Source organism: Streptomyces sp. 8K308, assembly GCF_004348315.1.
In the GTDB taxonomy this organism is placed as follows: domain Bacteria; phylum Actinomycetota; class Actinomycetes; order Streptomycetales; family Streptomycetaceae; genus Streptomyces.
On sequence record NZ_SMKC01000008.1, the window covers coordinates 1 to 11,085 of the forward strand.

The 11,085-nt window shown below is 74.7% G+C and carries 5 protein-coding genes; 1 reads left to right on the plus strand and 4 read right to left on the minus strand.

Annotated elements, in window-relative coordinates:
- On the plus strand, nucleotides 1–1,319 hold a 1,319-nt coding region (locus E1265_RS02605; protein WP_132928559.1), incomplete at its 5' end, for an ABC transporter permease.
- Between the two features lie 49 nt (nucleotides 1,320–1,368).
- Here the strand turns inward: E1265_RS02605 and E1265_RS02610 are convergent.
- The 4 genes from E1265_RS02610 to E1265_RS02625 all read right to left on the minus strand — a co-directional run bounded on the left by E1265_RS02610 (nucleotide 1,369) and on the right by E1265_RS02625 (nucleotide 11,079).
- The gene (locus E1265_RS02610) at nucleotides 1,369–2,265 is read right to left on the minus strand and encodes an ABC transporter permease subunit (protein ID WP_132928560.1); all 897 of its coding nucleotides are present in this window, start codon (nucleotides 2,263–2,265) and stop codon (nucleotides 1,369–1,371) included.
- Complete coding sequence (locus tag E1265_RS02615) at nucleotides 2,265–4,940, minus strand: alpha/beta fold hydrolase (protein ID WP_132928561.1); 2,676 nt, start codon at nucleotides 4,938–4,940, stop codon at nucleotides 2,265–2,267. The genes E1265_RS02610 and E1265_RS02615 overlap by 1 nt, the downstream gene beginning before the upstream one ends.
- A gap of 89 nt (nucleotides 4,941–5,029) precedes the next feature.
- Nucleotides 5,030–5,536 (minus strand): nuclear transport factor 2 family protein, encoded by a 507-nt coding sequence (locus E1265_RS02620; RefSeq protein ID WP_165953625.1) that lies wholly within the window; start codon nucleotides 5,534–5,536, stop codon nucleotides 5,030–5,032.
- The gene (locus E1265_RS02625) at nucleotides 5,533–11,079 is read right to left on the minus strand and encodes a type I polyketide synthase (RefSeq protein WP_132928563.1); all 5,547 of its coding nucleotides are present in this window, start codon (nucleotides 11,077–11,079) and stop codon (nucleotides 5,533–5,535) included. Before E1265_RS02625 ends, E1265_RS02620 begins: the two co-directional genes overlap by 4 nt.
- Between the last annotated feature and the right edge of the window lie 6 nt (nucleotides 11,080–11,085).

The following is an 11,085-nucleotide window of genomic DNA, read 5'->3' on the forward strand; positions in this document are numbered from 1 at the left end:
GGGTGGCCCCGTTGGACGCGATGCGGGAGGCGGTGGTCGACGACCGACCGATGACGAGGGGTCGCTGGCTGGTGGGGCTCGCCCTCACGGGCGCCGGGCTGGGCTGCGCCGTGGGCACGGCGACGGCCGGCCCCGACACCATGGTCCTGTTGGGGCTCGGCACCGCGCTGGGCGTGACCGCAGGTCTCACCGTCCTCAGCCCCGCGCTGACCCGGCCCGTGGTGACCGCGCTGACCTGGCCGCTCACGCTGCGCCCAGGGGCGACGGCCGTGCTGGTCCGGGAGAACACCCGCACCGCGGTGCGCCGCACGGCGGCGACGGCCGCGCCGGTGCTCGCCACAGTGGCGTTCACCGTGCTGATCAGCTCCACGGTGGAGACCACCGCCAGCGCGGAGACCGCCAGCCAGGCCGCCGCCGTGCGCGCCGAGGCGGCGGTCGTCCCCCGCGGCACCCCGGGGCTCTCGGCCGCCGTGACCGCCGAGGTCGAGGGCACCGCGGTGCTGTCCACGACCGTCTACACCGCGTCGGACGGGGCCGCGCTGCTCGCGGCCGGCGTCTCCCCCGGTTTCGCGGCGGTCCACGCCGAGCCAGCCCCTGCCCAGGGCACCGTCGTGGTGAGCGCGGCGGCGGCCACCGCGTACGGCTGGGCCGAGGGCGCGAGCGTCGACCTGGTCTTCGACGACGGCCGGGTCGAGCATCCCCGCGTGGCGGCGGTGATCGGCGACGAGTTGCCCTACCAGCTGTTGCTGCCGGCCGAGTTGGTGCGCGAGCGCGATCCCTCGGCGCTGGCGGACGTCGTCTACCGCACCGGTGGGTCCCCGGCCCGTCCGGCCGGGGAGCTTGGTGCGGAGGAGGTCTCGATCCTGGAGCAGGCCGGGGCGGACGACGCGGAGGAGGACCGCCTCATACGCCTGTTCACGCTGCTCCTGGTCGCCATGACGGCCGGATACACGGCGATCGCGGTCGGCTCCACCCTGCTGACGGCCACCGCCGACCGGATGCGTGACTTCCTGGTGCTGCGGCTGTCCGGCGCCTCCCGCCGCCAGGTCATCCTGGCCGTCGCGGGAGAGACCGTCTGCGTCGTGGCGATCGGCGCCGTGCTCGGCCTGGCCGCGGCCACCCCGGCGTTGCTGGGCATGAGCCGTGGGCTGCGGGAGAACCTGGGCGTTCCGGTGACGCCGGAGGTGGCCTGGCCCTGGGTGGCGGGCGCGGTGGGCGGGTGCCTGCTGCTCGGTCTGGCCGCGAGCGTGCTGCCCGCCCGCCGCGTCCTGCGCCGGGTGGCCGCCCCCGGCCGGGGAGGAGGGCGGATGAGCGCCTGACGGAAGCCGGGCGGCCGGTCGGTGGCCGATCGGTCTCAGGAGACGATGGTCAGGAGACGATGTCCTTGGTGCGGAAGCCGCGGAAGGCGAGGGCGAACAGCACCAGGGCGTAGGCGATGGAGACGGCCACGCCACGGATCATGCCGCCCCACTCCGGCTGCGACTGGAAGACGTCGGCCCAGGCGAACTGCCAGTGGGCGGGCAGGAACTCGCGCCAGTCGCCGAGCGCGGTGATGGCGTCGAGGATGTTGCCGACGATGGTCAGCCCGAGGGCGCCGCCCACCGCGCCGAGCGGCGCGTCGGTGGCGGTGGACAGCCAGAACGCCAGGCCGGCGGTGACGAGTTGGGCAACCAGCACGTAGCCGACCGCGATGGCGAGCCGGCGCACCGACTCGCCGGCCGGCAGGGTGCCCCCGGTGGGCAGTTCGAGCGGGCCCCAGCCGTAGGCGGCGGTGCCGACGCCGAGCGCCACCAGCGGCAGCAGGGCCATGGCCGCCGCGCTGAACAGCAGCGCCACGCCCAGCTTGCTGAGCAGCAGCCGGGTGCGCGGCACGGGGGCGGCCAGCAGGTAGCGCAGCGAGGACCAGCCGGCCTCGGCGGCCACGGTGTCGCCGAAGAACAGGGCCACGGGCACGACGAGGAGGAAGCCGGCGGAGAGGAAGAGGCAGGTGGCGGCGAAGTTGACGCCGGAGACGGTAGCGGTGTCGAGCAGGGTGAGCTCGCCTCCGCCGCCGCCCGGCTGGCCGCCGATCTCGAAGGCCACGGCCACCACGGCCGGCAGCAGGGCGAGCAGCGCGCCAAGCACCAGGGTGCGGCGGCGGCGCAGTTGGCGGACGGCCTCGACGCGCAGCGGCAGGGTGCGGCGCGCGGTGTAGCCGGGTGCCGCGTCGAGTGCCGTGGTGCCGGCCGCGGTGGTGCTGCTCGCGGTGGTGTCGGGCGCGGCCATCAGGCGCCTCCGATCAGGGTGAGAAAGGCGTCCTCGAGGCGGCGGTGCGGGCCGAAGGCATGCACGGGAATCTCCAACCGCACGAGCTCGGCGAGGAGTTCGGCGGCGGTCAGGCCGTCGAGCCGGACGAGCAGGCCGGTCTCGGCGCGGCCCACGGAGACGACGCCGGGCAGCGCGGCGACCCGCTCGAGCACGGCGTCGGTGGCCTCGATGTCGATGCCGACCAGCAGGGTGTCGCCGGATCCGGTGATCTCGCTGACCGGCCCCGAGCGCACCAGCCGGCCGCCGTCCATCACCACCAGGTGGGTGCAGGTCTGTTCGACCTCGGCCAGCAGGTGGCTGGAGACGATCACGGTGCGGCCCTCGGCGGCGTAGCCCGTCATCACGTCGCGCATGGCGCGGATCTGGGGCGGGTCGAGGCCGTTGGTGGGCTCGTCGAGGATCAGCAGCTCGGGCAGGCCGAGCATCGCCTGGGCGATGGCGAGGCGCTGCCGCATGCCCTGCGAGTAGGTGCGCACGGCGCGCTCGACGGCCGGGCCGAGGCCGGCGATCTCCAGCGCCTCGTCGAGGTGGGCGTCGGCGGCGGGCCGGCCGGTGGCGGCCCAGTAGAGCTCCAGGTTGGCGCGACCGCTGAGGTGTGGCAGGAAGCCGGCGCCCTCGACGAAGGCGCCGACCCGGGAGAGCACGGGGGCGCCCGGCCTGACCAGGTGGCCGAAAATCCGGATCTCGCCGGCGTCGGGGCTGATCAGGCCCATCAGCATCCGCAGCGTGGTGGTCTTGCCCGCGCCGTTGGGGCCGAGCAGGCCGAGCACCTGGCCGCGCCTGACCTGGAAGGAGAGGTCGCGGACGGCGTACCGGTCGCCGGCCCCCGCGTAGCGCTTGGTGAGGCCCTCGATCCGCAGCGGCACGTCGGCGAGCCGGGGGTCGGGCGCCAGGTCGCCCTGGCCGCGGCGCCGGCCGGTGAGCAACAGGGCGGCGGCGATGACGGCGCCGGCGAGCGGCAGCCCCCAGGTCCACCAGGGCAGCGGTGCCGTGCCGCTGGCGAGGTCGGGGGCGGTGGGCAGGGTGAGCCCGGGGTCGGCGAGCGAGACGGTGTGGGTGGCGGGCTCGTCGGGCGAGGCGTAGCCGATGTCGGTGCTGGAGAGCACGAGACGCAGCCGGTGGCCGGCCTCGAACGGGTAGTCGATGGTGGGGAGGCGGACGTCGACGACGCGACCCGCGCCGATGTCGTCGACGCGTATGGGGGCGACCAGTTGGGCGGGCAGGCGCTGGCTGCCGCCGCCCGGCGAGACGTCGTAGAGCTTGGCGAACAGCACGGCGCTCTCGGCGTCCGAGGCGAGCTGGACCCGGACGGTGGGTGCGCCGGTGACGCGCACCGTCTCGGTCAACGGCGCGGAGTCGAACGCCGCGTACTGGCCGGGGAAGTCGAGGGCGAGGCCGAGACCGAGGGTGGAGAGGCCGGAGAGGTTGCCGAGCCCCGGCACGGTGGAGACGCCGGGCGGGGCGCCGCCCGGCGGGTTGACGAAGGTCTGCTCGCCGCCGCCGAGTTCGACGGTGGTGGGCTCGCCGGCCAGCCCCGGGTAGGCGTCACCCGAGGCGCCGCGCAGCAGGGTGGAGCCGTTGGTGGAGTCGAAGCCGCTGATCCGGGTGACGCGGAAGCCGGGTCCGGTGTCGGCGGCCTGGTCGTGGCGCAGGTAGCGGTCGAACCAGTCGCGGGTGCGGGCCTCGGTCCTGCTGCTCTCGGAGACGCCGCCGTCGTGCCCGGCCCAGACCCAGTCGACGCTGACGGGCGCGCCGTTGGCCTCGATGGCACCGGCCATCTCGTCGGCGTGGTCGAGGGGGAAGAGCGAGTCGTGCTGGCCCTGGGTGATGAGGGTCGGCACGTCGATGTGGTCGGCGACGGCCGCGGGGCTGCGGTCGTGCAGCAGCCGGCGGGCCGCCTCGTCGGGTTCGCCCGCGACGGCCACCCGCTCGTAGAGCTCGCACAGCTCGGGCAGGAACCGGCCGCAGCCCGGTTCCTCGGCGGGCGAGCCGGTGGCCTCGGTGGATCCGGTGGTGAACAGGATGCCGGTCCACAGCCGCTTGAAGACGCCGTCGGGGAAGAGGGCCTCGTCGAGGTCCCAGTAGGTGACGCGGGGGGCGATGGCGTCCACCCGGTCGTCGTGCCCCGCGGCGAGCAGCGCGACGGCGCCGCCGTAGGAGGAGCCGGCGATGCCGACCCTGGGGTCCCCGGCGCCGTCGAGTTGGATGTCGGGGCGCTCGGCGAGCCAGTCGATCAGCCGGGAGACGTCGGCGATCTCGCGCTCCGGGTCGTTGAGGCCGATGCGCCCGGTGGAGCCGCCGAAGCCGCGGGCTGACCAGGTGAGCACGGCGTAGCCGGCGCGGGCCAGCGCCTCGGCCTCCGGCCTGACGTCCTCCTTGCTGCCGCCGAAACCGTGCGCGAGGAGCACGGCGGGCCGCGGCTCGCCGGCGTCGGCCGTGGTGAAGAAGGAGGTGTCGATCCGCACGGTCCCACGGCCGCCCGGCTCCTCCGGCATGTCGAAGACCCGGTCGTCGCGCACCACCTCGGGCCCGTCGTCGCCGGCCGCCAGCCAGGTGCCGGCGCCGGCGAGCACGGACAGGGCCGCCAGCGCCCCGGCCAACCGGCGGCCCCACAGGGGCCATCGCGTTCTCATGTGCCGGGGTTCCCCCTTCGAGGCGACAGACGTTCCTCAACGCTACTTCGTCGCGACGGCGACGTGGCGGTCGGGTGATCCGGCCCGGTTTACTCCAGGGTCAGGGGCACCCCGGGGGTGAGCAGCCCGGCGAACCGCAGCTGCCGGCGGGCGAAGCGCCAACACCCGTCCTCCTTCCGCAGGATGTCGGCGTAGCCACCGGTCCTGCGCACCTCGTGACGACCGTCCTCGTAGGCGAGGGTGGCCGTGAGGAGGGAGCGGGTCTCGGCCGTCGAGTCCCGCTGGCGGAGCACGACGATGTTGGTGGTGACGTGTCGCTGGTGTGCGCCGAGGGTGTGCCTGTTGTGGCGCCACTGCTCGACGAGGGCTCGCATGACGTTCTCGCGCCCCTCGACCCGGCCGGGGAACGGTGGCGTCTCGGGCACGAACTCATAGCGCACGTCCTCGGTGAACAGCTCCCGCAGCCCGTCGAAGTCGCCGGAGTCGTAGTAGTGGCCGTAGGCGGCGGTCACGTCCTTGATCGCCGCGTGGTCGGCGAGTGTCTCCGGGTTGAGGTGGGCGGTCGCTCCCGGCCTCAGCAGCGGACCCACCGTCACCGGTGAGTCGCAAGGCGACCGGCCTCGGCCGTGGGATCGGAACGGAGGTATCGGGATTCGAGCCATCGGTGTACCACCTCAGCGGTCTTGTCGGCGTGGTCGGCGACCATGGTGCAGTGATCCCCCGGCACTTCGGCGAGGTCGTGGTCCAGCGGCCAGGTGGCGCGCCACTCGTCATAGCCGGTGGTGGGTTCCTCCGGGGATCCGGGGACGCAGTCCGTCGGCCGCACGAGCAGGGTGGGTGCCTCCAGCGGCACGGGCCGCCAGCCGCGGTGGAGCGAGCGGTAGGTGCCGATGGCCGTCAGCGCGGTGTAGTCGAGGGTGGAGAACTCTCTTCTGCGTTCGATCAGTTCGTAGTTCATGGCCTTTCGCAGCCGTGGCGTCATGCCGTCCGGCGGATAGGTGTCGAGCAGGATGACACCAGTCGGACGGGTGCCCGCGGATTCGAGCTCAGCGGCGACCTGGTGGGCGAACCAACCGCCCGAGGAGTAGCCGAGCAGCGCGAAGCGCCGGCCGTCCGCGTGGCTGAGCGCCGCCTCGGCGAGGACGCGGGCCAGGACGTCCGTGGACGCCGGGAGCGGCTCGCTGTCCCGGAAGCCGGGAAGCGGGATGACGGACAGCCCGGCCAGCCCGTGCAGCTGGGACGACAGCCGGGCGTACTGGACGGCGGGCTCCACCGGCGCGACCGGCGGGAAGGCGATCACCAGGGGGGCCTCCTCGCCCCCGGCGGACAGTCGGGTCGCGCCCCCATGGTGCCAGTCGGACTGGGCGAGCTCCTCGGGGCTCCCGAAGGTGGTCCGCAGCTCGGCCGCCGCGGCGAGCATGCTCTCCGCCTGGTACGACCGCCCCAGTAGGGCGATCCTCCGGTACAGCGATGCCAGGGACTCGTCCCCGGACGGCGCCGCCGTCTCACGGCTGGTGTCCAGTCTGGCGGCCAGGAACGTGGCGAGCGCGCTCGGTGTCTCGTTCTCGTAGACCAGGCCGGCCGTGAGCGGTAGGCCCGTGCTACGGCTCAGCCGGTCGCGGAGGCCGATGGCGGCCATCGAGTCGGTCCCGAGGTCCCGGAAGGGTTGGTCGGCGCCGATCGCCTCGGGGGTGAGGTGGCCGAGTTCTGCGGCGACCTCCTCGCGTACCAAATCGAGCAGTAGCGCGTGGCGTTCGGTCGCGGAGCGGCCGGTGAGACGCTCGCGCAGCGTTTCGGCCGTGTCGGTGCCGCTGGTCCGGGCCTCGCCGGCGGTGGGTTGGACCATCAGTGCGGTGATGAGTCGCCTTGGCCTGGCCATCCGGTAGTTGTCCGCGAACCGCGTCCAGTCGACGTCCGCGACCGTGACCTGCGTGTCGTCCGCCTCCAGCGCCTGGCGCAGCGCCACCACGCCCTTCTCCGGGGGCATCGCCCGCATGCCGAGGCGGTTGATGGTGCGCCCGTCGATGTCCCGGGCCATACCGTCGCCGGCCCAGACGCCCCAGGCGATCGACGTGGCGGGCCGGCCGGCGGCTCGCCTGCGCTGTGCCAGGGCGTCGAGCAGGGCGTTGGCCGCGGCGTAGGGGCCCTGGCCTGCGCCGCCCCAGACGCCGGCCGCCGAGGAGAAGAGCACGAAGGCGTTGAGCGGTTCCCCGGCGAGTAGTTCGTCCAGGTGCAGGGCCCCGCCGACCTTGGCGTGGACGGCCGCGACAAGCGTGGCGTGGTCGGTCTCGATGACAGGGTGGACGGCGTTGTGCAACCCGGCGGCGTGGACCACGATCCTGGGCCGGTGGCCGGCGGCCCGTAGGTGGTCGAGGGTCGCGGCCAGGGCGGCGCGGTCCGCGATGTCGCAGGCCAGCATCGTCACGGCCGCGCCGGCTTCCTCGAGTTCGGCCCGCAGCCGGTCGGCCTCGGGTGCCCGCGGCCCGCGACGGCTCAGCAGCACCAGGTGTTCGACGCCTCCGCGGGCGAGCCAGCGAGCGACATGGCCGCCGAGGCCGCCCGTGCCGCCGGTGATCAGCGCGGTGCCCCCGGTCCTTCGAGGCGCCGCCGCCGGGACGGGACGCGGGGCCCGGGTGAGCCGGCGGGCGTGGGGGCCGTCGTCCCTGATGGCGACCAGGTCCTCGTCGCCGCCCGTGGTGAGGAGATCGACCAGGGTGTCGAGAGTGCGCTCGTCCACGGCGGCGGGCAGATCGGCGAGGCCGCCCCACTCCTCGGGACGTTCGAGGCCGACGACCCGGCCGAGGCCGGCGGAGGCCGCGCCCGTCAGGCTGGTGACGACCTCGCCGGAAACCGAGACGGCTCCCCGCGTCACCCACCACAGCGGGGCCCCGATCTCGGCGTCCGCCAGGGCCTGTCCGAGGACGAGGTCGCGGCCGAGGGCGCCGACCACGCGGGCCGGGCTCGGGCCCGGATCGTCGGGCGCGCCGTCCTGGGCCCGGTCCTGGGCGGCGAGCAGGGACACCACGCCGGACAGTCCGGTCCGCCGGTCCGTGAGTCGTGCCGCGGTCGCCGCGAGCCGGGAGGCCAGTTCGTCCCTGCCCACCTCGGGGATGTCAGCCATACCGCCCGCGCCGGTCGGATCGGCGGTGTCGAGGAGGGCGACCCGGGCGCCGCGCCGCCGCATCACCTCCGCGACGCGTGCCGACAGCGGGTCGTCCTCGGCGGCCACCAGCAGCCAGTCCCCCGACAGCGGCTTGCCGGGCGCGATCCGCAGTGGCTCCCAGCTCACGCGGTAGCGCCAACTCGCCACCTCGGCGCTCGGGTCCGCCGGCCGGACCCGGGAGGCCGGAGTGGGCCAGTAGTTGTCGCGCTGGAACGGGTAGGTGGGCAACTCGGGGAGCGCGTCCGGCGTGCGGTCGTCGGCGACGAAGGCGGTGCCCCAGTCGACCGGCTGGCCGTGCAGGAAGGCGGTGGCGAGGGCGCCGGTGAACGTCTCGGCCTCCGGGCCGCGGCGGCGCTGGGTCGCGACGGCCACCGTCCCCGCTTCGCCCGACAGGCTCTCTCGGACGGCCGCGGTCAGCACGGCGTCGGGGCCGATCTCGACGAAGTGGGCGACGCCCTCGGCCCGCAGCGTTCGGACCCCGTCGTGGAACCGGACGGCGCGCCTGACCTGGTCGAGCCAGTAGTCGAACGCGGTGAGTTGGCCGGTCCTGGCGAGGTGCCCGGTGATGTTGGTGACGATGGGGATCTCGGGCTCGCGGAAGGTCAGGCCCCTCAGGACCTCGGCGAACCGGTCGAGCATCGGTTCCATCAGCGGGGAGTGGAAGGCGTGCGAGACGCGCAGCCGGTTGGTTCGGCGCCCCCGGTCGTCGAACGCCCGGGCGACGCGGGCCACGGCTCCCTCCTCGCCCGAGACGACGACGGACGACGGGCCGTTGACGGCGGCGATCGCCACCGGTCCGCCGGTGCCCCGCTCCTGACCGAGTTCCTTGACCACCTCCTCCTCGGTCGCCCCGATGGCCACCATCGCGCCACCGGCCGGCAGGGCACGCATCAACGCGGCGCGGGCCGCCACGAGCGTGGCGGCGTCGGGGAGCGACAGGACGCCCGAGACGTGGGCGGCGGTGATCTCGCCGAGCGAGTGGCCCATCAGGAAGTCCGGGGCGGCGGGGACCCAGGACCGCCACAGCCGGTACAGCGCGGTCTCGTAGGCGAAGAGCGCCGGCTGGGCGAGACCGGTGTCGTGCAGCGCCTCGGCCGTGGACGTGCCGTCGGGTGCGAGGACGGCCTCGCGCAGTGGCACCGGCAGCAGCGCGTCGAACGCGGCACACGTCTCGTCGAACGCCTCGGCGAACACGGGGAAGGCGTCGTGGAGTTCGCGCCCCATGCCGGGCCGCTGGGCGCCCTGGCCGGTGAAGAGCAGCGCGGTTCTGCCGGCCGCGGGCAGGACGCTGCCCTGGGCGAGGACGGGTGAGGGCTGTCCCGCCGCCAGCGCGGCCAGACCGGCGAGCAGTTCCGAACGGTCACGGCCGCGGAGCACGGCCCGGTGCTCGAACACGTTCCGGGTCATGGCGAGCGCGAGACCGATCTCCGCGGCGCTTCGCGCCGGGTCGCGCGCCGGGCCGTCGAGCAGCCGGCGGGCCTGCTGCCCGAGCGCCCGCGCGTCGCGGGCGCTCAGCACCCAGGGGACGGGCGCGCCCGGGTTGGCCGGCGCCGCCGGAGTCCTGGGCTCCCGCGGTTCCTCCTCCGGTGCCTGTTCGAGGATCAGGTGGGCGTTGGTGCCGCTGATACCGAAGGCGGAGACGGCCACCCGGCGTGGGCGGTCCGTCGCCGGCCACGGCCGGGGCTCGCTCACGAGGGCCACGGCGCCCGAGTCCCACTCCACGAGCGGCGTGGGCCGGCTCGCGTGCAGCGTGGCGGGCACGGTGCCGTGCCGCATGGCCAACACCGACTTGATCACTCCCGCCACCCCGGCCGCCGCCTGGGTGTGTCCGATGTTGGACTTCAACGAGCCGAGCAGAAGCGGTCGTTCGGCGGGGCGTTCCGCGCCGTAGGTGGCCAGGAGCGCCTGTGCCTCGATCGGGTCGCCGAGCCTCGTGCCCGTGCCGTGTGCCTCGACCACGTCCACGTCGGCCGCCGTCAGCCCGGCGGTGTCCAGCGCCTGCCTGATCACCCGCTGCTGGGACGGTCCGTTGGGGGCGGTCAGACCGTTGGAGGCACCGTCCTGGTTGACCGCGCTGCCGCGCACCAGGGCGAGGATCCGGTGACCGTTGCGCCGGGCGTCGGAGAGCCGCTCGAGCAGGACGAGCCCGGCGCCCTCGGCCCACCCGGTGCCGTCGGCGTCGGCGGAGAACGACTTGCACCTGCCGTCGCGTGCCAGCCCGCCCTGGCGGGAGAACTCGGCGAACCCGTTGGGGCGGCTCATCACGGCGACCCCGCCGGCCAGCGCCAGGTCGCATTCGCCGGCGCGCAGGGCCTGGGCGGCGAGGTGCATGGCCACGAGCGACGAGGAGCAGGCCGTGTCGACCGTCACGGCGGGCCCCTCAAGGCCGAGGGTGTAGGCGACGCGCCCGGACAGCACCGCCATCGACGCGCCGGTCAGGCCGTAGTCGGTGCCCCCGGGAGCGTCGGAGACGTCGGATCCCGGGGCAGCGTCCGCGCTGGCCCCGGCGTACACCCCGGTGCGGGTGGCCCGCAGCGCCTCGGGCCTGATGCCCGCTCGTTCCAGGGTCTCCCAGGCGGTCTCGAGCAGCAGCCGTTGCTGCGGGTCCATGGCCCGTGCCTCGCGCGGCGAGATCCCGAAGAAGGCGGCGTCGAACCCTCCGGCGTCGGCCACGAATCCGCCCTCCCGAGGGGTGGCCCGTCCCTCGCGCTCGGCGTCGGGTCCGTAGATCGCGGCCAGGTCCCAGCCTCGATCCTCGGGGAAGGGCCCGACCGCGTCGGTTCCGCGGGCGACCAGTTCCCACAGTTCCTCGGGGCTCGTGACGCCTCCGGGGAGACGGCACGCCATGCCGACGACGGCGATGGGCTCCGCCTGTCCCGCCTCGACGGCCGCCAGCCGTTCTCTGGCCGTCCGGAGGTCGGCCATCGTCTTCTTGAGGAAGCGACGCAGCTTTTCCTCGTTCTCGGCACTCGGCATGCCAAT

Bases quoted from the DNA above. Each gene is read 5' to 3' on its own strand.
- E1265_RS02610 (WP_132928560.1), bottom strand. From the start codon at position 2,265: ATGGCCGCGCCCGACACCACCGCGAGCAGCACCACCGCGGCCGGCACC.
- E1265_RS02615 (WP_132928561.1), bottom strand. From the start codon at position 4,940: ATGAGAACGCGATGGCCCCTGTGGGGCCGCCGGTTGGCCGGGGCGCTG.
- E1265_RS02625 (WP_132928563.1), bottom strand. From the start codon at position 11,079: ATGCCGAGTGCCGAGAACGAGGAAAAGCTGCGTCGCTTCCTCAAGAAG.